26 protein-coding genes and 1 pseudogene are annotated in these 26,545 nt (G+C 38.8%); 12 read left to right on the top strand and 15 right to left on the bottom strand.

Going from position 1 to position 26,545, the window contains the following annotated elements; genetic code table 11:
• The first annotated feature begins 85 nt into the window (after positions 1-85).
• The 6 genes from QZ738_RS18705 (at position 86) to QZ738_RS18680 (ending at position 7,670) form a co-directional block, all read left to right on the top strand.
• Entirely contained in the window at positions 86-1,108 is a 1,023-nt protein-coding gene (locus tag QZ738_RS18705; protein ID WP_293789410.1) for a low specificity L-threonine aldolase, read from the top strand.
• A 48-nt stretch (positions 1,109-1,156) separates the two neighbouring features.
• Positions 1,157-1,849 (top strand): hypothetical protein, encoded by a 693-nt coding sequence (locus QZ738_RS18700; protein WP_293789409.1) that lies wholly within the window; start codon positions 1,157-1,159, stop codon positions 1,847-1,849.
• Positions 1,850-1,929: 80 nt separating this feature from the next.
• The gene (gene accC, locus QZ738_RS18695; RefSeq protein WP_293789407.1) at positions 1,930-3,459 is read left to right on the top strand and encodes an acetyl-CoA carboxylase biotin carboxylase subunit; all 1,530 of its coding nucleotides are present in this window, start codon (positions 1,930-1,932) and stop codon (positions 3,457-3,459) included.
• Positions 3,460-3,664: 205 nt separating this feature from the next.
• Entirely contained in the window at positions 3,665-4,249 is a 585-nt protein-coding gene (locus QZ738_RS18690; protein ID WP_293789405.1) for a riboflavin synthase, read from the top strand.
• Positions 4,250-4,394: 145 nt separating this feature from the next.
• Complete coding sequence (locus tag QZ738_RS18685; RefSeq protein ID WP_293789403.1) at positions 4,395-7,037, top strand: glycoside hydrolase family 78 protein; 2,643 nt, start codon at positions 4,395-4,397, stop codon at positions 7,035-7,037.
• Positions 7,038-7,208: 171 nt separating this feature from the next.
• On the top strand, positions 7,209-7,670 hold the full coding sequence (locus QZ738_RS18680) for a DUF4268 domain-containing protein (protein ID WP_293789401.1): 462 nt from the start codon (positions 7,209-7,211) through the stop codon (positions 7,668-7,670).
• Here the strand turns inward: QZ738_RS18680 and QZ738_RS18675 are convergent.
• A complete protein-coding gene (locus QZ738_RS18675; RefSeq protein WP_293789399.1) occupies positions 7,667-8,818 on the bottom strand; it encodes a tetratricopeptide repeat protein in 1,152 nt (383 codons plus the stop codon). The genes QZ738_RS18680 and QZ738_RS18675 overlap by 4 nt on opposite strands.
• A gap of 130 nt (positions 8,819-8,948) precedes the next feature.
• On the opposite strand from QZ738_RS18675, the gene QZ738_RS18670 reads away from it, so the two are divergent.
• From QZ738_RS18670 to QZ738_RS18655, 4 genes are all read left to right on the top strand, one after another.
• A complete protein-coding gene (locus QZ738_RS18670) occupies positions 8,949-9,245 on the top strand; it encodes a hypothetical protein (protein WP_293789397.1) in 297 nt (98 codons plus the stop codon).
• Positions 9,246-9,257: 12 nt separating this feature from the next.
• Complete coding sequence (locus tag QZ738_RS18665; RefSeq protein WP_293789395.1) at positions 9,258-9,848, top strand: porin family protein; 591 nt, start codon at positions 9,258-9,260, stop codon at positions 9,846-9,848.
• A gap of 188 nt (positions 9,849-10,036) precedes the next feature.
• Positions 10,037-10,456 (top strand): organic hydroperoxide resistance protein, encoded by a 420-nt coding sequence (locus tag QZ738_RS18660; protein ID WP_293789393.1) that lies wholly within the window; start codon positions 10,037-10,039, stop codon positions 10,454-10,456.
• A 196-nt stretch (positions 10,457-10,652) separates the two neighbouring features.
• On the top strand, positions 10,653-11,087 hold the full coding sequence (locus QZ738_RS18655; protein ID WP_293789391.1) for a MarR family winged helix-turn-helix transcriptional regulator: 435 nt from the start codon (positions 10,653-10,655) through the stop codon (positions 11,085-11,087).
• A gap of 5 nt (positions 11,088-11,092) precedes the next feature.
• Here the strand turns inward: QZ738_RS18655 and QZ738_RS18650 are convergent, their stop codons facing one another.
• The 3 genes from QZ738_RS18650 to QZ738_RS18640 form a co-directional block, all read right to left on the bottom strand.
• Positions 11,093-12,016: a YihY/virulence factor BrkB family protein gene (locus QZ738_RS18650; RefSeq protein WP_293789389.1), complete on the bottom strand. Its 924-nt coding sequence runs from the start codon at positions 12,014-12,016 to the stop codon at positions 11,093-11,095.
• Positions 12,017-12,089: 73 nt separating this feature from the next.
• Complete coding sequence (locus QZ738_RS18645; RefSeq protein ID WP_293789387.1) at positions 12,090-12,488, bottom strand: META domain-containing protein; 399 nt, start codon at positions 12,486-12,488, stop codon at positions 12,090-12,092.
• Between the two features lie 76 nt (positions 12,489-12,564).
• Positions 12,565-13,089 (bottom strand): GNAT family N-acetyltransferase, encoded by a 525-nt coding sequence (locus tag QZ738_RS18640; RefSeq protein WP_293789385.1) that lies wholly within the window; start codon positions 13,087-13,089, stop codon positions 12,565-12,567.
• Positions 13,090-13,462: 373 nt separating this feature from the next.
• Between QZ738_RS18640 and QZ738_RS18635 the strand changes: the two genes are divergently transcribed.
• Positions 13,463-14,254: a hypothetical protein gene (locus QZ738_RS18635; RefSeq protein ID WP_293789383.1), complete on the top strand. Its 792-nt coding sequence runs from the start codon at positions 13,463-13,465 to the stop codon at positions 14,252-14,254.
• 213 nt (positions 14,255-14,467) lie between these two features.
• Here QZ738_RS18635 and QZ738_RS18630 read toward each other — a convergent pair whose 3' ends face one another.
• From QZ738_RS18630 to QZ738_RS18605, 6 genes and pseudogenes are all read right to left on the bottom strand, one after another.
• A complete protein-coding gene (locus tag QZ738_RS18630) occupies positions 14,468-15,076 on the bottom strand; it encodes an alpha-ketoglutarate-dependent dioxygenase AlkB (RefSeq protein ID WP_293789381.1) in 609 nt (202 codons plus the stop codon).
• Positions 15,055-15,135: pseudogene (locus QZ738_RS18625) on the bottom strand (metal-binding protein); the annotation flags it as partial. The gene QZ738_RS18630 and the pseudogene QZ738_RS18625, both read right to left, overlap by 22 nt.
• Positions 15,136-15,297: 162 nt before the next feature.
• Entirely contained in the window at positions 15,298-16,143 is an 846-nt protein-coding gene (locus tag QZ738_RS18620; protein ID WP_293789379.1) for a methylated-DNA--[protein]-cysteine S-methyltransferase, read from the bottom strand.
• 89 nt (positions 16,144-16,232) lie between these two features.
• Positions 16,233-16,766 (bottom strand): MepB family protein, encoded by a 534-nt coding sequence (locus QZ738_RS18615; protein ID WP_293789377.1) that lies wholly within the window; start codon positions 16,764-16,766, stop codon positions 16,233-16,235.
• Positions 16,767-16,792: 26 nt separating this feature from the next.
• Positions 16,793-17,131 (bottom strand): n-acetylglutamate synthase, encoded by a 339-nt coding sequence (locus QZ738_RS18610; protein ID WP_293789375.1) that lies wholly within the window; start codon positions 17,129-17,131, stop codon positions 16,793-16,795.
• A gap of 98 nt (positions 17,132-17,229) precedes the next feature.
• A complete protein-coding gene (locus tag QZ738_RS18605; protein ID WP_293789373.1) occupies positions 17,230-17,589 on the bottom strand; it encodes a hypothetical protein in 360 nt (119 codons plus the stop codon).
• 234 nt (positions 17,590-17,823) lie between these two features.
• On the opposite strand from QZ738_RS18605, the gene QZ738_RS18600 reads away from it, so the two are divergent.
• On the top strand, positions 17,824-18,171 hold the full coding sequence (locus tag QZ738_RS18600) for a single-stranded DNA-binding protein (RefSeq protein WP_293789371.1): 348 nt from the start codon (positions 17,824-17,826) through the stop codon (positions 18,169-18,171).
• A 56-nt stretch (positions 18,172-18,227) separates the two neighbouring features.
• On the opposite strand, the gene QZ738_RS18595 is transcribed toward QZ738_RS18600, so the two are convergent.
• The 5 genes from QZ738_RS18595 to QZ738_RS18575 all read right to left on the bottom strand — a co-directional run bounded on the left by QZ738_RS18595 (position 18,228) and on the right by QZ738_RS18575 (position 25,501).
• Positions 18,228-20,279 (bottom strand): TonB-dependent receptor, encoded by a 2,052-nt coding sequence (locus tag QZ738_RS18595; protein ID WP_293789369.1) that lies wholly within the window; start codon positions 20,277-20,279, stop codon positions 18,228-18,230.
• A 79-nt stretch (positions 20,280-20,358) separates the two neighbouring features.
• Positions 20,359-21,678, bottom strand: a complete 1,320-nt coding sequence (locus QZ738_RS18590; protein WP_293789367.1) for a sorbosone dehydrogenase family protein — start codon at positions 21,676-21,678, stop codon at positions 20,359-20,361.
• A gap of 291 nt (positions 21,679-21,969) precedes the next feature.
• Positions 21,970-22,542, bottom strand: coding sequence for a hypothetical protein (locus QZ738_RS18585; protein ID WP_293789365.1), 573 nt, complete (start codon positions 22,540-22,542; stop codon positions 21,970-21,972).
• Positions 22,543-22,946: 404 nt separating this feature from the next.
• Entirely contained in the window at positions 22,947-24,293 is a 1,347-nt protein-coding gene (locus QZ738_RS18580) for an ankyrin repeat domain-containing protein (protein WP_293789363.1), read from the bottom strand.
• Between the two features lie 8 nt (positions 24,294-24,301).
• Positions 24,302-25,501 (bottom strand): ankyrin repeat domain-containing protein, encoded by a 1,200-nt coding sequence (locus QZ738_RS18575; RefSeq protein WP_293789361.1) that lies wholly within the window; start codon positions 25,499-25,501, stop codon positions 24,302-24,304.
• Positions 25,502-26,545: the final 1,044 nt, after the last annotated feature.

Here is a 26,545-nt window from a genome sequence, read left to right as displayed (position 1 = left end):
AATCACCGAAAAACCTTAAAATTATACCAGAAAGGGCAATGGTCTTTTTTTTAACGTCAACAATATTTTACAACAAAATAGCGAAATGAACAAGCGATTTTTAGATTTTAGGAGTGATACGGTAACCAAACCAACTGCCGGGATGTTAGACGCCATGATGAATGCAAAAGTGGGCGATGATGTTTTTGGTGAAGACGAAACGGTGCATGCTTTAGAGAACAAGCTGGCTTCAATTTTTAATATGGAAGCCGGGCTTTTCTGCCCTTCCGGCACGATGACCAATCAGATTGCAATCAAATGTTTTACCCAGCCGATGGATGAGGTGATCTGTGATCAGACGGCGCATGTTTATCGCTACGAAATTGGAGGCATTGCTTTCCACTCCGCCGCGTCGGTAAGGCTATTGCATGGCGAACGTGGAATTTTAACACCAGAGCTGATAGAACCAGAAATTAATGAAGATAATATCCACTATCCTAATTCAAGTTTGGTTGTTTTAGAAAATACTGTAAATAAAGGCGGTGGTAGCTGCTATACGCTATCGCAGATTGCATCTATTCATCACCTCTGTAACATAAAAGGATTAAAACTGCACTTAGATGGCGCGCGTATTTTTAATGCATTAGTGGCCACAGGAGATCAGGCAGCTGAATACGGTAAATATTTTGATGGCATTTCAGTTTGTTTGTCTAAAGGACTCGGTGCTCCGGTCGGTTCGGTATTGTTAGGGGGCAAACAAATGATCCATAAAGCACGAAAGATTAGAAAGGCTTTTGGTGGTGGTATGCGCCAGGCAGGCTTTTTGGCCGCAGCAGGTATCTATGCGCTCGATCATCATGTAACACGTTTAAAAGATGATCATGCACATGCGCAGGTTTTATCTAATGCATTGGCAAGTGCAAAATATGTAAAATCGGTAATGCCGGTAGAAACCAATATTGTTATTTTTGAAGTAGAAAAGGGATCAGCAGAAAAGATTGTACACCGTTTAAAGGAAAAAGGACTCCATTGCAATACCACCAGTGCCAGTACGATCCGTTTGGTAACCCACCTTGATCTAACTGCTGAAATGATTGATCAGGCAATTGAAATAATTTTGCACCTTTAAGCAGAAACTTATATTTTGTTCCCAATAACGAAGTGTAAAAATAATATAATGAGCGGAAACAATCAATCACCTTTAGATGGGTTTTTAGGAATCTTAAAAGAACAGCACGGAAAGTCAGCTGAAAATATTAACACGGCTTTGTATGAAGATATTGTTAATACTGCTGAGGTAGTTAAAATGACCGAGGATGATGCTGTTCGTACACAGGTTCTAGCTAGTTTGCGTAATCGTTTTAAAGATGAAGATCTGAATCAAGTCTCAGATGTTTTTATTTACTGTCAACGCTTTTTATCGGCGAACGAGGACCCTCTTCCAATGGCTTCACAACTATGTATCTCAATTGGTAAATTATTTACTAACGAAAATCTACATTATGCCGCTGGTAAGGTTTATAGCGGTGATGAAACAGAAAGTGGAGCAGCTTTGTCGTTTTTAGGTTACCTGGCCTTAATTGATCAGCATACACTTTATGTGCTTAATTTTATAAAGGAAAATTTTGCTGGTTTTTCTCAAAATAACAAAGTAACATGCGTATTTCAACTTAAGGAAATACTTCCTGATAATGAAATTGCCAGGCAGATCGTGGCCGATAGTGGCATTACAAGATACGAACTCAGTTTTAGCACAGACACTGATTCGTCGTCAAAACCCATTACGTTTCAAATAGGGGAAGTTGATGAAAGTATTAATTCGGGGAGGGAAGAGTTAAAACCCAAACGTCAATGGTGGCGGTTTTGGTAGAAAGGTAGATAAAATAGCTTTTTTAAAGTTTATCCATTATTTAGATGGAGCATCTGAAAACAATGTAGCATGTTAAATAAATGATCCAACAAACCAAAATGCCCGATAACTCCAAACTCCAAACCCCAATCTCCAAACTGCTAATCGCTAATCGTGGCGAAATTGCTTTGCGTATTATGCGTTCGGCAAAGGAAATGGGGATTAAAACGGTTGCTGTTTTTTCTGAAGCAGACCGGAACGCACTGCATGTTCGTTATGCCGATGAGGCGGTGTGTATCGGTCCGGCTCCCTCCAACCAAAGTTATCTGGTAGGTGAAAAAATTATTGATGCTTGTAAACTAACCGGTGCCGAAGCTATTCATCCGGGTTATGGATTTTTATCAGAAAATGCCGGTTTTGCACAGATGGTTGCCAACGCGGGGCTCATTCTAGTTGGCCCTTCGCCGCAGGCAATGGAAACTATGGGTAACAAATTATCGGCTAAAGCCGCCGCACTTCGCTATAACATCCCGATGGTTCCGGGAACGGAAGAAGCCATTCAGGATGTAGATGAGGCAAAGCAACGTGCTATCGACGTTGGTTTCCCTATATTGATCAAGGCAGCTGCAGGAGGAGGGGGGAAGGGTATGCGCATTGTAGAGCGGGCAGAAGATTTTGAAGAACAGATGCAGCTTGCCGTAAGCGAGGCTACCTCGGCATTTGGCGATGGCGCTGTTTTTATCGAACGTTATGTTACCTCTCCAAGGCACATCGAAATACAGGTTCTGGGCGATAGCCATGGCAATATTATTCATCTTTTTGAGCGCGAATGCTCTGTGCAGCGCCGTCACCAGAAAGTGGTTGAAGAAGCCCCTTCATCTGTTTTGACTGAAGAAATCAGACAAAAAATGGGTAAATGTGCGGTAGACGTGGCCCGTTCGGTAAATTATACCGGAGCAGGTACCGTAGAATTTATTCTCGATGAAAACCTCGATTTCTTTTTCCTTGAAATGAATACCCGCCTGCAGGTGGAACATCCGGTAACCGAGCTGATCACCGGGGTAGATTTGGTAAAAGAGCAGATCAAAATTGCTTCCGGAGAGAAATTGAGTTTTAGTCAGGACGACCTTAAAATAAGCGGCCATGCCATCGAACTTAGGGTTTATGCAGAAGATCCGGCCAATAATTTTTTGCCTGATATAGGCATTTTGCAAACTTATCACACGCCAAAAGGCAATGGAGTAAGGGTTGATGATGGCTTTGAACAGGGAATGGAAATACCAATTTATTATGATCCGATGATTGCAAAATTGATTACCTATGGAAAAGACAGGGGAGAAGCCATAGCGCGAATGATAAGGGCGATTGAAGAATATGATATTACGGGGATAGAAACCACTTTGGGTTTTGGTAAATTTGTAATGCAGCACGAGGCTTTTAAAACAGGTAATTTTGATACCCATTTTGTAGCTAAGTACTTTAAAATAGAAAATTTAAAGAAACAGGACGAAAGTGAAGCGCTTATTGCTGCCATAATTGCCGCAAAACTGTTTGATGAGAAAGAGCTGGTATTGAATAATGAAACTTTAAAAAATGCTTCAGGCTGGAGAAAAAATAGATTAAGGTATTAAAACATAAAGAAGTCCGGATGAGACCATCATGCTGATCCGATAGCTATTGGATTTGTTTCAGCATCTTTATCAGTAATAAATAATCAAGTTCGTCATTTCGAGCGGAGTATAACGCAGCCGAGAAATCTATTAAGAGATAGATCTCTCTCCCGAACGTTCGGTTCTATGCTTCAGTCGAGATGACGTCCCAACAAAATAGAAATAAATGTTCACAGGAATTATAGAAACACTTGGCGAAGTTACTGCCATTAAAAATGATCATACCAATATTCACTTTACCATATCTTCGGCAATTAGTCATGAGCTGAAAATTGATCAGAGTGTAGCCCACAACGGGATATGTTTAACGGTAGTGGCTTTAAATGACGGAACACATACCGTTACCGCTATAGATGAAACGCTGAACAAAACCAATCTGCACAGTTTAAAGGTGGGCAGTAGGGTTAATCTGGAACGCTGCATGCAGATGAATGCCCGCTTAGATGGTCACATTGTGCAAGGCCATGTAGACCAGACCGCAGTTTGTGTGAAACGCGAAGAACTGGATGGCAGCTGGGAATACCGTTTTAAATATGATGCCGGCGCCGGAAATGTAACTGTAGAAAAAGGTTCTGCCTGTGTAAACGGTATTAGCTTAACTGTTGTAAATTCAGCTGACGACGAATTTTCGGTATTTATCATCCCTTATACTTTTGAACATACCAATTTACAGGAAGTTAATGTTGGCGATATGGTAAATTTAGAGTTTGATATTATTGGGAAGTATGTTGCCCGGTTAATGAAGCGGTAGACGCTATTGTTTCAGGTGTTTTTAAATCCACTTTTCTTCAGGTATTGGTATATTGCTAATGTTTATTTTTCATAACAGTGCAGGATGGTTAGTTGAAGAATATTGCTGATTATCGCATTATTGAAATTATAACCGACTAACCAACATGACCAGAAATTTATTTATCCCGTTTACTACCCTTGTTTTATTGTTTTTATCTACAACAAACAGCTTCAGCCAGAAACTTTCGGTAAAAGATTTAACCATTGAGCATTTAGTAAATCCTTTAAGCATCGATTATCCAAAACCCAGATTTAGCTGGAAAATAATTTCTGATATCAAAAATACCAGACAGCGTAGTTACGAGATCAGGATGGGTACTTCGGCAACGCTTTCTAATGTTTTTTGGAAAGCAGCGGTAGCAAATGATCAGTCTGTGCTGATTGCCTATGATGGCCCAATGCTATCATCTAAAACCAAATATTACTGGCAGGTTAGGGTAAAAGATAATCATGGGAACACATCCCCATGGTCGCCGGTACAATATTTCCAAACAGGATTACAGGCTGAAGATTGGCAGGCGAAATGGATAGCGGTAAGCGGAAAAGATACCTCATTGGCAAGTCCTTTGTTCAGAAAAGAAATCAGGCTGAAAAAACAGGTTAAATCTGCACTGGCTTACCTTACAGCAAAGGGATTATATGAGGCAAATATTAATGGTAGCCGTGTTGGTAATGCTTATTTTGCACCAGGCTGGACCAGTTATAAAGATCACATTCAATATCAGGTGTATGATGTAACGCCGTTGTTAAAAAAAGGTGAAAATGTAATCGGTGTTTCGCTTGGCGACGGCTGGTACAAAGGGCGTATCGGGTTTAATCATCAAAAACAATTTTATGGCGATACCAGGGCATTGTTAATGCAGCTGGAGGTAGCGTATACTGATGGTAGCAAAGAAACGGTTGTAACTGATCGTACCTGGAAAACAAGTTACGGACCAATATTAGCCGCTAATATTTATGATGGGGAAACCTATGATGCCCGGTTGGAACGCAAAGGATGGAATAATATTGGCTATAAAGAAGACACTAACTGGAAACCAGCACAGGAATTGGCCTTTGGTCCGGAAAAGCTGGTTGGGATGAGCGGACCCCAGGTAACTAAACATGAAAAATTTAAAGCGCTAAAAATATTTAAAACTCCAAAAGGAGAAACGGTTGTAGACTTTGGTCAGAATTTGGTAGGTTGGGTAATGCTGAAAGCTAAAGGGCCGGCCGGTACAAAAATTTCGATCAGCCATGCAGAAGTATTGACTAAAGAAGGAAATTTTTATACCACTAACCTGAGAACGGCCAGGCAACAGAATAATTACATTTTAAAGGGTGAAACTGAACAGGTATTCGAGCCACATTTTTCCTTTCAGGGCTTTAGGTATGCTAAAATAGATGGATATCCCGGCGAACTGAAACCAGAAGACCTTACTGCGGTAGCGGTTTATTCTGACATGAAAACCACTGGGAAATTCAGCACTTCGAATCCATTGCTAAATCAGTTGCAACACAATATTGCCTGGGGGCAGAAGGGGAACTTTGTTGATGTACCAACAGATTGTCCACAAAGAGACGAACGTTTAGGCTGGACCGGCGATGCCCAGGCATTTGCTTCAACGGCAGCCTATAACATGGACGTATCAGGGTTTTTCACCAAATGGTTAAAGGATGTTGCTGCAGATCAGCTTCCCAACGGTAGTGTTCCGTTTGTTATACCAAATGTGCTGAATCAGAATGATGCAGGGTCTGCCGGATGGGCCGATGTGGTTACCATTGTTCCTTGGGATATGTATCTGTCGTATGGAGACCAGGGCATATTGGAAACGCAGTACAATAGCATGAAGAAGTGGGTCGATTATATCTCATCAGTCGCAAAAAACAACCTCTGGAATACCGGTTTCCACTTTGGCGATTGGTTGTTCTATCGTCCTAATGATGATAACGACGGCCGTGCAGCGGTAACCGATAAATATATGATTGCCCAAACATTTTATGCGCATTCAACTCAGTTGCTGATTAATGCAGCAAAGGTATTGGGAAAAACAGAAGATGTGAAGAAGTACGAGTCGCTGTTAGATCAGATTAAAGCAGCTTACATTAGAGAAAATATGACGCCAGGCGGCAAATTGATTTCCAGTACGCAAACAGCTTATGTTTTAGCCTTGCAATTTGATATGTTACCTGAAGGCTTACGTGCACAGGCTGCGCAGCGGTTGGTTGATAACGTAAAAGATTACGGGAATCACCTCACCACTGGTTTTTTAGGTACTCCATACCTTTGCCATGTATTGAGCCGTTTCGGGCATGAAAATGTAGCTTATGATTTACTGCTGCAGGAAAACTATCCTTCCTGGCTATATCCTGTAAAAATGGGAGCCACTACGATTTGGGAACGTTGGGATGGTATTAAGCAGGATGGCTCTTTTCAAACGGCAGATATGAATTCTTTTAATCATTATGCTTACGGGGCCATTGGTGACTGGATGTATAAAAACATAGCGGGTATTAAGCCAATCGCTACACATCCCGGCTATAAAGATATTTTGATTGAACCGAGACCCGGAGGTAAATTGACCAGTGCCTCAGCAGAGCTTGAAACTGTTTATGGAACTATAAAATCATCCTGGACGCTAGCTGATGGGACCTTTAAGCTGGATGTAGTGGTTCCATGCAATACCACCGCCACTGTTGTAATGCCTGTTACCGGAAAAAGAGAAACTGTTGGCTCCGGAAGTTATCATTTTGAAAGTAAATATTAATCGCTAATATTGCAGCTTTGTAAGGAGACATCGTAAATATTTTTTTACAGGAAGTTGTCATTCCCAACTTGATTGGGAATCCTAATGCATTTGCTTTAAGATTCCCGCCTGCGCGGGAATGACGATTTAGGTTGACGATGATAAGGCCTTTATCAGATGCTAAAAAAATAAATGTACAGTAAAGAAGAAGCAGCGAGATTACGTCAACAGTTTTGGATCAGTTTTGGGCAATATATGAAGCCTGTTCCGTCAGCAAGCGGTTCGACTGTAAACTGGATAAACTACAAAACCGGCGTGAAGAACATCTTCTTTAAGATGGATGTTGATGGAAAAAAAGCCTTCATCAGTATTCAGCTTTCCCATTCTGATCCCGATATCAGGCACCTTATTTTTGAACAGTTTGAAGAATTTAAGCTCTTATTTAAGAATACAGTAGGTGAAGAATGGGACTGGATTAAGGATTCATCTGATGATTTCGGTAAAATGATATCTAAAATTTCCATCAGCATATCTGGCGTGAGCATCTTTAACCAGGCGCATTGGCCAACTCTAATTTCGTTTTTTAAACCGAGAATAATTGCCCTGGACGAATTTTGGGACAATGTAAAACCGGTTTTCGAAGATCTGGTTTAATCGGCCAGGTTTAGCTGTGCGACACGATCTTTAACAAATTTAAGTTCTTCTTTATCATCTGTAACGCTGGGTTTGCTTTTCAGGTAGAGGTTGTAGTATTTTAAGGCATTAGCAGACTGTTTTAGCTTGGTATCATAAAATACAGCCAGTCTATAATACAGATTAGGGGTCGCATTAAACTGCAGCCCTTTTTTGTAAGCTGAATTCGCCAGGCTCAGTTGATTGTTTTCTTCGTAAACGAGGCCCAATAGAGAATAGTAACTCGCTGTATTGGGCGAAATGGCTTCGTCAATCGTCTTCTTCGTATAATTGGCAGCCTGCTGATAGTTTTTTAAGGCCCGGTAACTTAGTGCGGTATAATATAATGTGGCTTCGTTCTGCATGGCAACTTTCTCCAATAGTTTAAAAAGGTCAATTGCTTTCTGGTATTTTTTGGTGTAATAGTAGGCTTTGGCCACATCCTTTAATACACCTGCATCACCTCCGTCCTTTAATAATTTTTCGCCAGCTGCAATCACTTCAGTATATCTTTTTAACTGATTGGCGATAGGCAGCTTTTCCTTTTGCAGGATCAGATTGTCGCTATCAGCTTTACTGGCAATATCAAGGATCTGATAAGCTTTTTCATAAGTTTGGTTGGTGGAATAAATGCCGGCAAGGTCTACAGCCACATCTCCTTCAGCAGGATTAATTTTATTGGCTTTTAGCAGGTAAAATAATTTAAGCGAATCGGTAGGGATGCGGTAAAGATTAGCCAATAACTTGTACACACTAAAATTGTTAGAGTCGATCTTTACAATTTCGCCATAATATAACTTTGCTTTTTCAGTATTACCTCTTTTGGTGTTAATACTGCCCAGGCTAAACAAAATGGAAAGATTTTTTGGTTGCAGGGCATACGCCTTGCTATAAAATTTTTCTGCTTCAACGTTATTTCCTGCCATTAAAAAGCAATATCCCATTTGGCTAAGGATTTTAACATCCTGTACATCTTCACCATAAATACCGCTCAGGTATTGAGCAGCATCTGCATAACGTTGAGTTTGATAGAGGTCGAAGAGTTTCTCTTTGTCTACAGTTTTTGCATCTTGTGCATAAATTGTTAAAGTCAAAATGATAAATCCTAATAGCGTGGACAGGTGCTTCATAATGTATAATTTTAAACTAAAATATTAGTTATTTTTCGTAGTTGCAAATTGTCGGGTAAAAAATGGAGAAATAAAACAAAAACTATACAAAGGGGTTTATAAAGAATAGTTTAACTTAAAATAAGAACCTATGAACACTTTAAAGAAGTTTGAATTAATGGAAAAGATTGTGCGTGAATTGGAAGATTTACAAAATTCTAAGCAGGCACTTATTCAGAAAATAGCTAAAATTGAAGTTGATAATATCGAATTGGGTGATGGCCGTCTGGAAAAGGATTTACCAGAAATTCATCAGAATTTAGCCGATAACCTGGATACTATTTCGGGAATTTTAGATTATTTTGCTGGTAAAACACAAAACTTTGGTGATAAAAACAATGTTGATGCTTTAAAAGAACAGGAAGCCATTAACAATGCCACCAGCTAAATTTAATCGGATATGAAATTTTTATCTTTAACCATTGCCTTTTTGCTAGCTGGCTTATTTGCCAGCGCACAGGTACTGCCGTCATTCCAGCTGGGAGTTAAAGCTGGTGCAAATTTTTCGAAATTTGATAGTGAGAACACTTTTAACAGTAACAACCGCACTGGTTTTTATGGTGGTCTTTGGGCCAGGGTAGGTGCAGCAGGTGTTTATTTCCAACCTGAGCTTTATTTATCAGGGAAGAAAACAGAGCTGGTAAGTGAGTCGACAGGAGAGGTAAACAAAGTACGCTTCACCAGTTTAGATGTCCCTTTATTAGTAGGCACAAAGTTTGGTGCGGCGGGTGTAGGACTTCGTTTAAACACCGGACCCATGTTCTCACTGATATTAGATGAAAACCAAAGTTTTAGTCAGGCTGCAGGAAATGTTTTTCGTGCCGATTTTAAAAATCAGGCTTTGGCCTGGCAGTTTGGAGCAGGGTTAGATCTCAAAAAACTGAGCTTTGATGCCCGTTACGAACTTGGATTATCTAAAATTAATAAATCCGGTTATCCGGGCACTAAGCTGAATTTATTTACAATTGGTTTAGGTTATAGAATTTTGTAATAAAAATCAATTCAATAGAAAGGTGTTCATTAAAAAATGAACGCCTTTTTTTATGTCGAAGAGTTTTGTTTTCACATTTTCAATGAGATCTCTTCCAGATTTTAAAGATTTATTTGCTTTTATGATATCGTTGCCTATATTTGTATCGTAAACGACATAATCGTTTGCGATTAAAAAATTATTAAGAAATGAAAACGTTATATGAAACAAGTGCCACAGTAACTGGCGGACGTAATGGAAAAATAACAAGTGAAAACGGTGTTTTAGAACTTGAGGTGAGAATGCCAAAAGAACTGGGCGGTACTGGTGATGGGTATACCAATCCTGAACAGCTTTTTGCTGCAGGTTATGCCGCTTGCTTTGATAGTGCATTAAACCTGGTGATGCATCAGGATAAGGTTAAACCTGAAGAACCATCTTCAGTTAAAGCAAATGTATCGTTACATCCCGACGGGCATGGCGGCTTTAAACTGGGCGTTTCGTTACAAGTACATATTCCGGGAGTTGAGAATGCACATGCTCAAAAACTAACGGAAAAAGCACATGCGATATGTCCGTACTCAAATGCAACACGTGGAAACATTGATGTCCTTCTGGAAGTGATTTAATTATTACATCATGACGAAACCAGCAGAACGCATTGTTCTGTACCAAAACCTTTGGTTGAGAAATCTTTAAGCAATGTTAAAGATTTCTCTATCCTCTTCCGGTTCAAATAATTGTAACGGGATTTTGTAGTGAATGGTAAATCTCGTGGAAAATGGTTTACTTAGCTAGGTGTTTTATTGTTTAAGAAAACAGGTAATGGATATAGATAAGTCTTTAAAACTGGAAAATCAATTATGTTTTCCTCTTTATGCTGCTTCGAGGTTAGTAACCAGATGTTATCAGCCAATGTTAGATAAGTTAGGTATAACCTATCCGCAGTATCTTGTTTTAATGGTATTGTGGGAAAATGATTCCGTTAACTTAAGCCTGCTTTCTGAAAAATTAATGCTGCAGTCGAATACGCTAACCCCTTTATTAAAGCGGATGCAGGAAACCGGACTTGTAGAACGTGCAAGATCATTAAAAGACGAAAGGAGCATCATTATATCACTTACAGAAAAGGGAATGGCTTTGAAAGAAAAGGCACCAGCTTTACCGGCCCATCTTGGAGCGCAACTGGGGATAAGCCTTGAAGAAATTGTTCAATTAAAAAGCCTGCTTGATAAAGTAATTCAAAATCTAGCAGTATAGCGGTATTAATGTTCTTTTATTGATCCAACTTCGGTCAGCTCATAAGCAAAAGATCCGTTTTTCGGAACAATAGGAGTGGCACGTCCAACACTTAATGCTTTTATAAATGAAGCGCCAAAATAGAATATCAGTGAAGAGTAGAATACAAACAGCATAATAACGATAATTGATCCTGCTGATCCGTAAATGTTACTGATATTGCTTAACGGCAATAAAATCCTTAAAATATATTTTCCTGCCGTAAACAGGCAACCGGTTAACAAGCCTCCAGAAATAGCTGCCCGCCAAGTTGGACGGCCATTAGTTAGATACCTGAAAAGTATGGTAAACCAGGTAGTTACGATGATTGCAAAAACCAACTGATTGATAATTGAGGTTAATATTAATCCAAATGATGGCACTCCGTTTTTAAGAAATGCGCCGATATAGGCCTGCACACTATCGGCCAGTAGGCCGATAAAAAATAATATTCCTGCAAATAAAATAATGGTTACAGATATGGCTCTTGATTTAAGAGTATTAATAATTCCTTTTTTGTCTTTCTGACCAATATTCCAGATCTGTTCTAATGAATTTTTAATGACATTAAATAGTGTGGTGGCTACAAAGAGGAAAAATATAAAACTAAATAAGGTAACATACCAGGCTTGATCAATGCCCCGGATGTTTCTTAAGGTTGTACGGATCTGTAGAATACTCTCATTGTCCAGAATATTTGACAAACGTTCAAAAAGATGTGTGGCCAATAACCTTCTATCGGTAAACATGCCGAAAAGTCTGATCAGGATGATCAATATTGGAGGTAAAGCGAAATTGGTAAAAAAAGCAGTAGCACCCGCCAAACGTAAAGGATCATTCTGCTGAAATAAGTTAAATGCTTTTCTTATGGTAGAGAAAAAAAACTTCAGATCTTGTATTATCGATGGCATTATTCCTGCGTTAAACTCAAAAGGCCGAAAATAGTAAAAATACTTTGTCCGGCCTTTTATGATTTTAAAGATTCTAATTTGTTTTAGTGAAAACCATTAACGTTTTATCACCATTTAACAGATGTAGCTTATTGTCCGTTATTTTAGCGCTATTAACCTGGTTTAGCGCATGTAAGTAGGCACGTTCGGCAGCATCGGTTCCCTGACAAAACATTTTTGTGCTAAAAACATTCTTAACGGTTATTTTATTGTCTGTTATTGCCGCTTGTCCGCCGTAACTATTGCAGAACGATTTTCCACTGATTTTAAGGCTATCCGCAAAATTCAAGGTTGCTTTTGCCGTTGAAGGTAACGTTAATCCTGGCAGCGATGTTAATTCCCATTTGTTATTGGTAAAGCTTGATGGATCTAATTTCTCTTTGCATGCACTTAAAAATAAAATTAATATTCCGCAGTAGATGAGGTTTTTCATAATAAAAAGTTTAAATCATTTACTTTTTAATATCAAAAACTAAACCAATAAAGATAAAATTGGCTTTTGATAAGGGTTAAACTGATTTTCGAATCTTCATCCAGTAGTGTTTTGCACCACCGTGGTCGAAAATGGAGATCCGTTTTAATCCCACCTTTTCCAGCACGTGGATAGAACCCAGGTTATTAATATCTGCAATACCGATAATCTCATTCAGATTTAGCTCATTAAAACCGTAGTCTCGCGCGGCCTTTGCCGTTTCAGTGGCATAACCTTTTCCCCAAAACCGTTTGCTGAACCGATACCCCAGATCGTAATAATTAATATGATTGTTTGTCGTTTCAGTAATAAGTTTTAAGCCCGACCAACCTACAAAATCACCCGTTGCTTTTTCGATAACAGCCCATCTTCCGATACCATTGTCAATATATTGTTTTCTGATGAATTCTATATTGGCCAAACTTTGAGTAATTGATTTTACGGGCTTATTGCCCAGATAGCGTTGCACTTCCGGATCACTATCCATTTCAAACATACCTTCGGCATCTTCAGGTATGAGCTCGCGTAAAATTAAACGGTCGGTTTCGGCAAAAACTTTCATTTAGTGATCTTATTTGATCAAAATTAGCATAAAGTTATCTAAGATGGAAAGTATAATGGAGTTGATGGGATAAATCTGCGAAATCCGCGGGAAATAGCTATGATTTATCCCGCAGATTTAAGAGATTTTCGCAGATTATAGCAGGGAGTAAGGCTGAGGGACAGATCTGCGCTAATTACGAAATCCGCTGGGCTGATCTGAACTTGTTCAAGACCATGTTTTTTAATCAAAGAAACATTTTTTGCTTATTGGGTAAAATATATTAAAATACCCTGTAATCAAACTTTTAACTTTAACTGTTAATTTTCTGGCGATTTTATAACAGAAAAGCAATAAAGGTTTTAAATTAGCGCGAAATATAAATAGCTATAACATGAAAATTACGCTTTATGCACTCTTACTTTCCGTTGTTTTATTTGGCTGCGGAGGCAATTCGGAAAAAACCTTTAAAGCACGCGCATTTTCTGCAAGTGATGATTTTAATGTATTCCCAAAATCGAAAAAAGATATATTAACCATTGTAAAAACAGATTCAGGCAAACTGGCTACCGACGATCGTTTTAAGATTAAATCTAAGGATACAGCCATTGTTATAGATGACGCACCAAATGCTGAAACAAAGAAATTTAAGGTTGCTTCTTTTATCAACACGCAGAAAACAGCGGTATTGGTTCAGGGCGACAATGGTAAGGGCAAAATGGATCCTTTTTATATCATTTATGTAAATGGCGGAAAAACAGATGTGGTGAGCTTGAACAAACCGTCTAAAGGCGCTGAAGATCAAAAGTATACAAAAGGGTTAGAAGAATTAACCAGGAGCAATTTGTTGGTTAATAACGATTTTTTCATCACGACAATCAATTCAAGGGTTTACCCGATCAAACGTCAGAAAGAGGATGAACGTATCCAGGGGAAATTTTTTATGTATTCGAGCGATAAAACCACTTTGGTGTTTTTAACCGCTAATTCTTTATATCAGGTAAATACAGCAACAGGTGAAACTTTTAATCTTCCTTTGCCGGCAGCTTTAATCAACCAACCTGAAACCCTTGTTGGCAATATCCAGAGAGATTATACCTGGGTGGCAAATGCAAACGGAACATCATTTTTAAAGAAAAATGCTGATGATGACCGTATTGTAGACATTAGTGAGTTTAAGCGTTAAGGTTTTTTGACGTTACCGGCCAGATGATATTGGCCGGTAACTTTATTAAAATATTACCTGTTTCTTTTGATTGCTTTTATCACTGGAGTAAAAGACTTTTCCTCTGCGATGATAAATATCTTAAATAGCTATTGGATTTTTTTGCAGATAGCGCCATTGCTTCGATTGGCTTTTAGCTACAGCCTGGTTCATGAATTGAAATCGGATTTTTTCCTAAACCACCATTGTTCTGAATGTAAGGTTGATCCGTGGCTGGTTTACCTTTTTACTTGTTGGTAATCTGTGCAACCAATTGGTTTGTGTTTCGTCTTTCATCACCAGTAAACTTCCATTTTCTAAAAATAGGGTTACGGTTTCTTTGGTTTGTTTATGTTTAAATAAAAATCTTCGCTCTGCACCGAAACTTAGTGATGCAATGGCAGAATCTTTTGCCAGGGCCTTCTCGTCGTCACTATGGTAAGCCATGCCTTCATCACCATTGTGATATAAATTGAGTAGACAAGCATTAAACGTTGTATCTGCTTGTTCTTCCGATATTTTTTTCAATTCCAATAATTCCTTCGTCCATGGTAAGGCGGTTTTTGATTTGTTGGAGTAGGTATAAGAATAGGCTTCATCTCCGTACCAGGCTACTTTTCTTTTGGTGATGATGTGTTTGCCCATGATAAAGGCTTCGTCGTTTTTCCAATCAATTGTTTTCATCAACACCTCAACATAATGATCGGCTGATGATAGCTGGAATATTTTGCCATGATAATTTACCGTCCCATCATAAGGAAGCAGGTTTTGGTTGATATCTGTTATAGTGTTGAATAAATCCATTGTTTGTATGCTGTTTTTAAGCAATGTCCACATGGGCGATAGCCATGCTGCAACGCTTCTTCTTTAGAACTGAAAAAAAAACTGTTTTTTTTTCATTCGCTTTCCCGATCTACATTTTAGTAAACCGTATATTTTCAACTTTGAATTTCCGCCGAAGCAAATGTGTTTATTTCTCAAATGTTTTTTAAGTTCTTCGGACGAAATATCGTTATGTTTAATCATCATCGCTGGTTATTGGTATTGGCCGCTTCCCAACCAATCATGGCTGTTTTTCGGTTTATGCCCCAGTGGTAACCCCCCAAAGCACCGCTTGATTGTATTACCCTATGGCATGGAATGAGAAAAGCTACCGGGTTATCGCCAATGGCCGTGCCCACCGCTCTTGAGGCGTTTGGGTTTTGCAATTGTTTCGCAATCCTGCCATAAGTTGTTAATTTGCCCATTGGAATTTTTAGTAAAGCTTCCCAAACCTTTAACTGGAACGCTGAGCCTTTTAAATGTAATTTGATCCGTTGTAATTTGCTCCAATCCTGACCAAAAATAGCTAAAGCATTTTGCTGTTCCTGATTCAATATCTGTTGGTATCGGGCTGCCGGGAATTGGCGTTGCAGATTTGTTAAAGCAATATTTTCATCTTCATAAAAAGCAATATGGCAAATTCCTTTTAAAGTACCGGCAACAATAATGTTCCCAAACGGACTTTCTGCAAAACTATAATTGATACTAAGTTTTTCGCCACCATTTTTATATTCGCCTGGTGTCATTCCTTCAATATTTACAAAAAGATCGTGCAGTCTGCCGGTTCCCGACAAGCCGGTTGCTAAGGCGGTATCAAATAAGCTTAAGTTTTCTTTCAGCATTTCTTTGGCGTAGCCAATGCTGATATATTGCAGAAAACGTTTTGGGGTTGTGCCTGCCCATTCGCTAAATAATCTTTGGAAATGAAAAGGGCTTAAATTTACTTCCTCTGCAATTTCTGCTAAACCAGGCTGATTTTTGAAATTCTCCCTGATGTAACTTATGGCTTCAGCTATGCGGTTGAAATTGATCTCTTCTTGTGCTGTCATGGTGTTGATTAATTGGCTTTCAAAAGTAGTTTTTATAGAAAAGGCAAACCACCCGAAACTTGCTAAGTTTAATCGCTTATATTATCCCATTATTTAATTGCATTGCCAATTAATTTCGCTGCTCTTGCAAGATCTGTATTTCCATTAATGTCTATCTGGAGAAAACAAGCGGCTTGCCACTCTTGGGTTTTCGCTGCCTGCTTATTGCTGACTACATCCCAGGGTGCATAAACCCTGATTCCTCTTTTACCTCCTGTGCCATTTACAGTGATAATTTTATGCTGTATTAAAGTTGCTTTAGGGAAAATGAACTGTCCGGATCGGGCAGCATCATTAACAGATATGATCAACAGATCAAATTCATCCAGATCAGCAAAAGGAGCCGTAATTCCTGCTTCAGTCCGTTTCCATATGGTTACAAATTGCCCCGTTTTGGTTGGCGTGATTTTAGCAAGCCGGTGTTTGATTTTTAGTTTATTCAATCCAAAAGTACAGGCGGCATATTCCTGACTTTCATTTTCTATTTGCAGGTTGCTTATTTGAAAACCTATCTGACTGTAAACTAAATCGGTTGCAGTTCGTAGTATACATGAAATACCGTTTGGGGAATTTTCTGGTGGCATATTTAACTTTCCGATGTAAAAGAAACTTATTGCTCTTCAATAACAGATTGTCCTTTCGATTGATCTCCTGATGTCCATTGCCAGGTTTCATGAAGCCTGATTTTACCATCGGGCAATAACTCTGGTATCGAGTTACAGATTCCGGTCATTAATTCACCTTTCTGGTTTACTTGGTGATAGCGCATATCGATCTTTCCCTCATGATCCACCAGGCCAATCAATTGACCATAGATAATCTTTCCACCTTCGTATTCGGCAGTCAGGATATTTCCATTTTGTTTATATCTAAAAATGGTGTCATTTGATGTTTCGCCATTTTCTGTATTTTGTACAGGTTTAAAAATCTTGTTGTTATAATTGATCATAAGTGATAAAACTAAACATCTCCGCCCGAATAAAAAATCCTTACATTTGTCCTTTTTCGCTTTAAGCCTTAACGGAAATTATAGCATTTAAAACTAAATTAACCCAAGCCTTCTTCTCTTTTTACCAAGAGGTAGTCATCCTGATTTAAGATCAGATAACCATATTCATAACAAAAAATATAGGTGTTTCCGTTTTGGGTTTTGTACCTGGAAGTATGAAATTCAAAATTAAAGCCTGCAGAAACCAGTTTTTTACCGGTAACCTTGGTTTTACCAGTTGGATTTAGTGCAACCAGAATAGCACGGTTCTTTTTGAGTATGTTATTTACCCTTTTAATTACGAGACTATCCTCATTATTTAAGCGATTGTTGTAATTGCTGCGGCAAGAATCATCGCAGTATTTTTTATCGGCCCTACCTCTTAGCGGACTTCCGCAGTCTAAACATAAACGTTCCATAATAATTGCTTTTTTTATTATGGGATGATGATCTAATATATGAAATAAAAAAATGAATAAAAAATAATATACCATAATGGTGCTTAAGGGTACATTATCCGTTTATAAACGTTTATAAACGGCTATAAATGTTTAACACCCGACTAATTTTTAATGCTGTTTGCAATTTTGTCCTGTCGGTTATCGAGGTGATGACTGTTCGTTAAACATTTAGAAACTTAAAATTTAGAAATTATGGAAAGTGCAGTTAACAAAGTAGTATTGAGCGGGTTTGCAGGAGCAGATGCAGAAGTTAAAAATTTTGGCAGTCAAAAATTAGCAAGGGTTAACCTGGCCATAAACGAAAACTACAGAAATTCATCGGGAGAGGAAGTAAAAAGAGTTCAATGGTTTAATTTAATTTTCTGGAATTCAAAAGCAGAGCTTGCCGAAGCGCAGGTTAAAAAGGGTACTGCATTAACAGTTGAAGGCAGATTACAAACCAATACTTATGATGGTGCAGACGGGAAAAAGCGCTATGCGATCGAAATAGTGGTTGGCGATATTTTGATTAAAGAAAGAGAAAAAAAAGCGGCCTTTTAAACTGATAGAAGAATCGCATCATATAGGTGGACAATCTATATGATGCGATTTATTGACTACAATTTGACAGAAAGGCCGGTGTAGAAATTAATGCTTGTGGCCGGGTTAAAGTATCTTCCATTTGCTGCGTTTAAATCGTTGCCTAAACTGTATTGTGCATTGAGTAGATTGTTTACTCCTGCAAACAGGTCTAAATGAATTTTATTGATGCTTATATTTTTAACACCTAATTTGCCTTCAACCAAATGATATCTTTTTGCGAAAATAGTATTGGCATCATTCAAAGGAATGGAAGAAGTATAATTATGTTGTATAAAAAGATAAAATGCTTTTGGAAAGTTAAATTCTAAACTATTAATCAAGACGTTTTCCGGAACCCCTGTAAGTTTATTGCCGTCAAACATGTTAGTGCCACTCGTAAAATCTTCAAATCTGAAGTGGCTATAGGTATAATTAGCCCTCCATTGTAAAGCTGTTAAAAAGGAAGGATTGCTTTTAATGATCCAAATGGCAGTTTCCAATTCAATTCCTTGTTGACTGGTTCCTCCGGCATTGGTGAAGTATTCGGTGTCGTTTTGGTTTAGCCTTCTGACAATCGCATCTTTCAAATGGTAATTAAATAGGTTACCGGTAGCATAAAACCGGTTGTTTTTGGTTTTATAACGTAAACCCAATTCATAGTTCCAGCCAAATTCTGCCTGCAGGTTATTATTGATATTGTTATCTGACGCCCTGACTTCTGCAATTGTTGGTGGAGAATAGCCTTTACTGATCGAAGCCCTGGCCGAAAAATCAGAACTGATGAGATAGGATGCTGCTGCCTTTGGCATAAAACGGGCATCGAATTTTCTTTGTTTTGAGGCCACAACAATGGGGAAATAACTCTCGTAATCGTATCTGTAAAAATTTAAACTCGAAGCAAGTTCAATCAGGAGTTTATTATTGATATCGAAGTTTAACCTTAAATAGGCAAAATCCTGGCCCGCCTTTAATTGGTCTGAATCCTGCATCGTAGTAGCTTCACCGCTGTTGTTGTTAAAGTTTTTGATCTGGCTTTTGGTCCCCGAACTTTCTAAACCCACCTGAACATTAAATTTTAAATCTTGTTTGATCTGACCATATTCTAAAAATGTTCTTAAGCCAAGTGTACTTTCATAACGCTGTTCGTAGTTGGTAATAAAAGGATTTTTAAAGTCGGTATAAGTTGTAAATAAAGCAATAACGTGCTTCAACCGCTGGCCAATCTGATAGGAATTGGATATTCCTCCGAAAATGGTTTTATTGTAAATAGCGGCTTGCTGAGAAATCGCTCCAGGTAATGTTGGTGTTGCCGGGCGTGCCAGTTTAGGATCCTGATCTAATTGAGCAGCTGTTAATCCTCCCGGTGTTTGGTATTTTAAGTCGCTGTAAAAAGCAAAAGCCTTTAAAATACCGCGATTGCTGTAATTCCATTGTTGTGCAGTCTGAAAGTATTTTCGGTTCATTGCACTGTTTTGTCGATAGCCATCACTTCTCTGATAGCCTTCGCTAAAACTGAAACTGTATTTTTTATACTGCTGTTTGATGGATGCTGTTTGATGAAAGAGACCATAAGAACCGCCTGTTACTGAAAGATTAATTTCCTTGCGGTTTATTATAGGTGTGTTAATCAAAATAGCACCACCTGTATTTGCGCCAAAGATATTGGCTTCCGGACCCTTATAGATTTCCATTGTGCCTATTGAAGAAGCATCTAGAGCATTCAAATACGTATTTCCACCCGCATCTGTTAATGGAAAATCATCAATATAAATTTTAATGTTTCGTATGCCAAAAGGAGAGCGGAGTAAACTGCCGCGCAGTGATAAGCGATAACTTCCTGGCGAACGTTCTTCCATACGTACACCGGGTATCGTATTTAGCATACTCACTATCGAACTGTTCGGTTGATTTTTGATCAGGCTGCTATCGATCAGGTTTACAGCTGATACTGATCTGAGTAAAGTTTGATGGTTGTAATAGCCTTTTACGGTAACGTCTTCGAGTTTTTTGATCGAATCTGGTTTGATGGTTTGCGCTAAGCCAGTAGAAAAAAGTAGGGTAAACAGTATGGTAAAGTTCGATTTCAAAATGGGGAAAAGTTAGGTATTAAGCCACAGATCGGCGAATAAATTTACGCATATTCCGCTAATCTGTGGCTAATTTAAATTATCTCGCCGCTACTTTCCAGATTACACCGCTAACATCGTCTGCCACCAGTAAGGCGCCGTCAGGTGTTAGGGTAATGCCAACCGGACGACCATAAACTTCTGCTTTTTCCTGGTCAGCGATAAAACCGGTTAAAAAATCTTCCAGTTTTCCAATAGGTTTCCCATCTTTGAAAGGTACAAAAGCCACCTTATAACCGGAAATAGCTGACCGGTTCCATGAGCCATGTTGGCCTATAAATGCACCTCCCTGGTATTTTTGTGGAAATTTTTTGCCTTTATAAAAAGCTAATCCTAAGGATGCGGTATGTGCGCCAACTGCAACATCAGGTGCTATGGCTTTTTTAACCATTTCCGGGTTTTGTCCCTTTAACCGGGGATCTTCATTTTGGCCATAATAGGAATAAGGCCAGCCGTAAAAAGCACCTTTTTTAACGCTGGTGATGTAGTCTGGAACGAGATCGTCACCTAAACCATCACGCTCGTTAACGGCTGTCCACAACATATTAGTTGTTGGTGCCCAATCTATTCCAACAGGATTCCGCAAACCACTGGCATAAATTTTTTCACCGCTGCCATCGGGATTAATTTCTAGTATGCTAGCTCTTCTGACCTCATTTTCCATTCCATTTTCACCTATGTTACTACCCGATCCAACAGTTACATAAATTTTGCTGTTATCGGCATTGGCAATCAAGTTTCTTGTCCAGTGGTTGTTATAACCACCTGCCGGAAGGCTCAGGATCTTTTTGCCTGTTGCAGTTATTTTGGTATCTCCTGTTTTATATGGGTATTGCCAGATGCCATCTGTATTGGCTACATAGAACGAATTGCCTATAATCAGCATGCCGAAAGGTTGGTTCAGGCCAGTTAGATAGGTAGTCACCGTTTCTGGTTTACCATCATTATCTTTATCACGGTAAAGGAGAATGGTATTTGCACTTTTTCCCGGTACTTCTGACTTTGCTTTGCCCGTTACCTTATTGGCCACCGCTTCGACAGTACTTCTCTCTGAGTTGGAAAGTGCTACCAATACATCGCCATTTGGTGTGATGTAGGTGTTGCGTGGACTTTTAATGTTGGCTGCAAATTTCGTAACCACAAAGCCTTCAGGCGCAACAGGTGTTTTCCCGTCAGGCCAGCCAATTACCTTGCTGAATTTATTTTTAGCTGCATTGGTATCTGGAGCAGGTAACTCTACTGCTCCGATTTTGGTGGTTATAGTGGTATCTTCCCCTTGCTTTTGCGATTTTGAATTGGATTGGCAGCCAAATAGGAAGGCAGTAGAAAGTACTGATGCGTAAAAAATCTTTTTTTTCATGTTAACCGGTTTTTGATTAAGGGTTCTTATCTGAAAAAAGATAACATCGAAAAAGGAGAGAAGTTTTAGTATAGCGATAATTGCTCATATGTTCAATGATCTTGAACGCCAGTGAATATAAAAGACACTCATGGATCATCCAGATGCGAACGTCTTAAGATCGCTTTGCTAAGTACTTTGTTGTCCCCACATGCGCTAGATCTGACAGTTATCCGATGACGAACGCAAAGTGGATTCTGGCAATACCAGTTTGTTGAAGGATATTTTTAATTATTTAAAGATATCTGTGTCTTACCTAACCAGATTTTCCTGTAATTTTTGCTCAATGTCCTTAGCATTTAAAATCAGCGCAGAGAATTGCGGATCTGATTTTACCAGTAGAAATTTCCCGTTAGGAAGGATAATTGCTGAGGTTCCGCAGGAAGTGATCTCTTTAAATAATAATTTTCGTAGAAATCCAGAATCGGTTTCTATTTCTAAACCTTTTGACTTAATAGGACTGAAATTTTCTCCTTTTTCCCGGTATTGGTAAATAGCAACTTTTGGCCTGGCCTCGGCTTTTTCCTGAATATTTTTTTGAAAGGTCCATCTTACATTATTCAGGAATTCTGCATTCTGGTAACTCAGGTCGTTCCAACAAACATCTTTGTTGAAATCGTATTTAATAATGATGGTGTCTTTTAAAGCAAGTCTTTCGTTTTGTTTTAAAAAGGTATGCAGCGAATCGATTTGTGTTTCAGATAATGTACCCGCCTGATAACGTTTATTTTCGTCAATATACAATTTGGGAGAACAGCTATAGATAAAGATGGAAAGGAGAACAACGGTAAATAATTGTGATCTGATTTTAGTGACATTTTTCATTTGTGTGAGCATTATATTGTCGAATAAATTTAGAACTAAAAATTTATCCGACAATATTTTCAATACAAAAATTTCGTTATTACCAGGCGCAGTCCATTTAATGAAAGAGGCTTCTTGAAATGAAGGCAACTATAGTCAATCAGCTATATTAGATTTTTAACCTGAGTTTGATTATTCTCGGAATATAAATAGTTATTCTTGAGTAATTATTAAGTATACGATCATCATGCCGAATTAATTTCCAAATAGAAGATTGGTATTTTCAAGTGCCTTATAGCTGCCGTGTGGTCAGCATCTTTTCTGCAAAATAGACCCTGAAATAAATCCGATTGCTATCGGATCAGGGTGACGACCTGAAAATAAAACATTCATAAAACATTTTCAGAACAGATTATTCAGCAAACTTAACCTTTTAAAATTTTAGCTTTCTCTGCATCAAATTCTCCCTGCGATAAAATTCCGGCATCCAGCAACTCCTTTAAATCCAGTAAGGCCTGCTTTTTAGTTGCCATATCGCTTTTGGGTACTTCAATATTCGTTTCTGCTGCTATTACATTGGTATCCTCAACCTTTAAATTAGTAGCAGGACCATATTTCAACAGGAGTTCGGTGATTTCATTAAAACCTTTAATATTCGAATAATCTATTGCCTTTTGTTCTTTCACATTTACAATAGAGGGATCGGCAGATTTTTCGAGTAAAAACTTAACCACATCTTTTTTACCATTCGCTGCGGCATAATGTAGTGCGGTGTTTCCGCTTTCATCCTGAATACTCACATTCGCGCCTTTTTCTATGAGCAGCTTTAACATACTTAAATGGCCACTCTTCGCGGCTACATGTAACATGCTTTCGCCTCCGTAGTTGTAATGATTATCAAAAGAAAAACTGGCCGAAATGGAAATGTTGTTAGCGGTTTCTACCCACTCCAGGTACGAATACATGGAATCATCGTTACCAGAAAGTGGTTTGGCATAATTTACGTCTACACCATTGGCCAAAAATAAATCAACTATTTCTTTTTGGTTATTGGCACAGGCATACCAGATTGGAGATAAACCATTCTTGGAAGATACAAAAACGTCTGCTCCGTTTTCTACCAACATTTTGGTCAGCATCCGGTTTGCGTCGTAACAGGCCAGCAATAATGCCGATTCACCCGCGTGATTAATATGATTGATATGACCTCCTTTTTCGAGAATAAGTGATACCATTGGCATGTTTTTAGATTTTACCGCGAAAATCAGCGGTGAGTCTCCGTTTTTGTTGGTGGTGTTGATATTGGCGCCAAAATCCAGTAATTTTTGGGCAATCTCTTTATTTCGCCATGCTGATGCGATCAGCAGGGGCGTTTCTGCCTCGTTGTTTTCAACGTCAACATCTAAACCCTTATCAAGCAACTTTTCCAAAACTTCAATCTGTCCGTTTTGTGCAGTTAGATGTAATAAGCTATTGCCTTTAAGGTCTTTAATATCTATTCTTGCACCTTTATCCAATAAATAAAGCGCTGTCTGTTTTTGCTTTTGTAAGCAAGCAAAATAAAAAGGTGTCTCCCCGTTATGGTCCTCATAATCTAAATCCGCACCGCGTTCAATTAAAATTTTTACCAGATCTAGATACCCATGATGTGCAGCATAATGTAATGCAGTACGGCCTTTCTCATCTGTATAACCTACTTCTACTTCATTATTGGACAATAAAAGTTCGGCAATTTTCCGTTTGCCGCTTTCGCAGGCAATAATAAATGACATTGACATATTTAAGATTGTTTCATCAGTAGTTCAACAGTTTTTATTTTAAGGTTATCATCCGAAGCCAGCATTAAAGCTGTTTGATCCTTGTCGTTGGTTAGCGTAGTATCAGCACCATTTTCGATCAGGAGTTTTACTTTGCGGTAAGTCTGTTTTGCTTGTTCAGCTTCGTAATTTACATTATATGCGCAAACTTTGTGCAATAAGGTATTTCCCTGGTCGTCGGTTCTGTTAAGATCTATCTGTCCGCTTTCTAAAACGGCTTCCAAAATACCAGACTGTTTTTCAGCGATTACATCTAACGGGGTTTTATCTGCACTGTACCAGGTACTGGGTTGATACAAATCGGCACCATCATTTAACAGTTTTTTAAGGAAATTGATGCTGCTTTCACTGTCAGACATCATACGAACGTATTCAAACAAAAGTGTTTCCCCTTTTTTGTTAACCTGATCAAATGCAGGGGAATCAAAATTGCGCAGGGTGTCGTACATGTTTTCACTTTGGGTATGTGCTACCGCATAGAAAAAAGCTGAATTACCATCGTGGTCGGTATGGTTTGGATCTGCACCCTTTTCGAGCAAATGTTCAATCAGATTTTTCCTGTTAAACTTTACTGCTATAATTAATGGCGTTTCCTGTATGATGTTGCCTTCGTTAATGTCAATGCCCTCGTTAAGCAGGATATCGATATATCCTTTAAGCAGATCGGTGGTTTGTTCCTCATTCAGGTTATACCTGCGCAAATTGCTTTTTACAATCTGATGGATATAGTTTTCTTCTGCATTGTTTTTAAAATTGGTGCGGCACCCGGCGTCGATACAAGCTTTGATTGTAGCAGAATCAACCCCATTTTCGAAAAGGTAACCCAATAAGGTTTTTGCATCTACTTCATCATTCAGGTTATCAAAGTGACCAATAAATTCGCTGAAGAAAGTGATATCTTCCTCTTCATTGCCGAGATTGCGAACAATACTCTGGAAGATGCTTTTATCAAAATTATCGAATTCATAAATGTCGGTTTCGATGGTTTTATCTTTCACCATCATCTTCAGGATTTCGTACTGTTTCTCTTTGATGAGGTTGTCGAAAATGGATGATTTCTGATAGTCCTGCAGGTTTTTGGAGAGTTTTTCGCCGTTTTGCATTAAGCTTTTGGCTTCGTCAAATTTCCGGGCATTTAATAGTTGATCTAAGGTCTCGCTCATTTCAATTAAAATTTTTAAAATAGATAGTGATTTGCATTTTCGCTGCAAAAGTTTAGCCAAAGAAACTGTCTGACCGAGAATTATTCGGAATGTTGCAGGGAATCAGATAATAACAAATGTCTTTTCATGATTTTTCAGAAAAGCAATTGCAGCATTCCATAGGTTAATTTCGTCCTGCTGTGCCTCCTGCCATGAAAAATGGCATCCGTTCGATCAGGTTTAGCCTGGTCATTTTTCTGCTTATAGGTCGGTTTTCCGTGCAGCCTGCCCATGTTTCTAGCCCTGACCGGAGCGGCATCCCCCCGATCCTTCATTGGGGATAAAGCGGAGAGCAGGAACAGCCTTAACAAATGCGAATGACTCTGCGCTTCAAAAAAAAAACTTTGAATGTTTATCTAAGCGTCTTCACCAACATTACGCTGTATTAGTTACTTATTTTCAGGAAAGCAATTGCAATATTCCATAGGTTAATTTCGTCCTGCTCTACCTCCTGCCATGAAAAATGGCATCCGTTCGATCAGGTTTAGCCTGGTCATTTTTCTGCTTATAGGTCGGTTTTCCGTGCAGCCTGCCCATGTTTCTAGCCCTGACCGGAGCGGCATCCACCCGATCCTTCATTGGGGATAAAGTGGAGAGCAGGAACAGCCTTAACAAATGCGAATGACTCTGCGCTTCAAAAAAAACAACTTTGAATGTTTATCTAAGCATCTTCACCAACATTACGCTGTATTAGTTACTTATTTTCAGGAAAGCAATTGCAGCATTCCATAGGTTAATTTCGTCCTGCTGTGCCTCCTGCCATGAAAAATGGCATCCGTTCGATCAGGTTTAGATTGGTTGTTTTTCTGCTAATAGGTCAGTTTTCCCATTGCACAAACCTAATTTTATAGCCCTGATCGTAGCGTCATCCCCGATATTTCATTCTACCGTGTGGACACATCTTTTGCTAAGTTTCAGGGATATTTTTGATTCTCCATCCAATATTTATTTCAGCGAATTTTTGTAGCCCAATCCATAATGTTGTTATTCCAGGCGGTCTTTCGC

The organism is uncultured Pedobacter sp. (assembly GCF_913776295.1).
In the GTDB taxonomy this organism is placed as follows: Bacteria; Bacteroidota; Bacteroidia; order Sphingobacteriales; family Sphingobacteriaceae; genus Pedobacter.
Note: the sequence above shows the minus strand (reverse complement) of the source record. Positions and strands in the feature narration are given on the sequence as shown.

Coding starts and splice junctions, on each gene's coding strand:
- QZ738_RS18620 (WP_293789379.1), bottom strand. CDS start 16,143: ATGACAGCACAAGAAGAGATCAATTTCAACCGCATAGCTGAAGCCATA.
- QZ738_RS18640 (WP_293789385.1), bottom strand. CDS start 13,089: ATGAAAGTTTTTGCCGAAACCGACCGTTTAATTTTACGCGAGCTCATA.
- QZ738_RS18630 (WP_293789381.1), bottom strand. CDS start 15,076: ATGGATTTATTCAACACTATAACAGATATCAACCAAAACCTGCTTCCT.
- QZ738_RS18660 (WP_293789393.1), top strand. CDS start 10,037: ATGAAAACGTTATATGAAACAAGTGCCACAGTAACTGGCGGACGTAAT.
- QZ738_RS18600 (WP_293789371.1), top strand. CDS start 17,824: ATGGAAAGTGCAGTTAACAAAGTAGTATTGAGCGGGTTTGCAGGAGCA.
- QZ738_RS18670 (WP_293789397.1), top strand. CDS start 8,949: ATGAACACTTTAAAGAAGTTTGAATTAATGGAAAAGATTGTGCGTGAA.
- QZ738_RS18645 (WP_293789387.1), bottom strand. CDS start 12,488: ATGAAAAACCTCATCTACTGCGGAATATTAATTTTATTTTTAAGTGCA.
- accC (WP_293789407.1), top strand. CDS start 1,930: ATGATCCAACAAACCAAAATGCCCGATAACTCCAAACTCCAAACCCCA.
- QZ738_RS18650 (WP_293789389.1), bottom strand. CDS start 12,016: ATGCCATCGATAATACAAGATCTGAAGTTTTTTTTCTCTACCATAAGA.
- QZ738_RS18585 (WP_293789365.1), bottom strand. CDS start 22,542: ATGAAAAATGTCACTAAAATCAGATCACAATTATTTACCGTTGTTCTC.
- QZ738_RS18610 (WP_293789375.1), bottom strand. CDS start 17,131: ATGATCAATTATAACAACAAGATTTTTAAACCTGTACAAAATACAGAA.
- QZ738_RS18580 (WP_293789363.1), bottom strand. CDS start 24,293: ATGTCATTTATTATTGCCTGCGAAAGCGGCAAACGGAAAATTGCCGAA.
- QZ738_RS18675 (WP_293789399.1), bottom strand. CDS start 8,818: ATGAAGCACCTGTCCACGCTATTAGGATTTATCATTTTGACTTTAACA.
- QZ738_RS18615 (WP_293789377.1), bottom strand. CDS start 16,766: ATGCCACCAGAAAATTCCCCAAACGGTATTTCATGTATACTACGAACT.
- QZ738_RS18655 (WP_293789391.1), top strand. CDS start 10,653: ATGGATATAGATAAGTCTTTAAAACTGGAAAATCAATTATGTTTTCCT.
- QZ738_RS18590 (WP_293789367.1), bottom strand. CDS start 21,678: ATGAAAAAAAAGATTTTTTACGCATCAGTACTTTCTACTGCCTTCCTA.
- QZ738_RS18680 (WP_293789401.1), top strand. CDS start 7,209: ATGTACAGTAAAGAAGAAGCAGCGAGATTACGTCAACAGTTTTGGATC.
- QZ738_RS18685 (WP_293789403.1), top strand. CDS start 4,395: ATGACCAGAAATTTATTTATCCCGTTTACTACCCTTGTTTTATTGTTT.
- QZ738_RS18700 (WP_293789409.1), top strand. CDS start 1,157: ATGAGCGGAAACAATCAATCACCTTTAGATGGGTTTTTAGGAATCTTA.
- QZ738_RS18635 (WP_293789383.1), top strand. CDS start 13,463: ATGAAAATTACGCTTTATGCACTCTTACTTTCCGTTGTTTTATTTGGC.
- QZ738_RS18605 (WP_293789373.1), bottom strand. CDS start 17,589: ATGGAACGTTTATGTTTAGACTGCGGAAGTCCGCTAAGAGGTAGGGCC.
- QZ738_RS18665 (WP_293789395.1), top strand. CDS start 9,258: ATGAAATTTTTATCTTTAACCATTGCCTTTTTGCTAGCTGGCTTATTT.
- QZ738_RS18690 (WP_293789405.1), top strand. CDS start 3,665: ATGTTCACAGGAATTATAGAAACACTTGGCGAAGTTACTGCCATTAAA.
- QZ738_RS18705 (WP_293789410.1), top strand. CDS start 86: ATGAACAAGCGATTTTTAGATTTTAGGAGTGATACGGTAACCAAACCA.
- QZ738_RS18575 (WP_293789361.1), bottom strand. CDS start 25,501: ATGAGCGAGACCTTAGATCAACTATTAAATGCCCGGAAATTTGACGAA.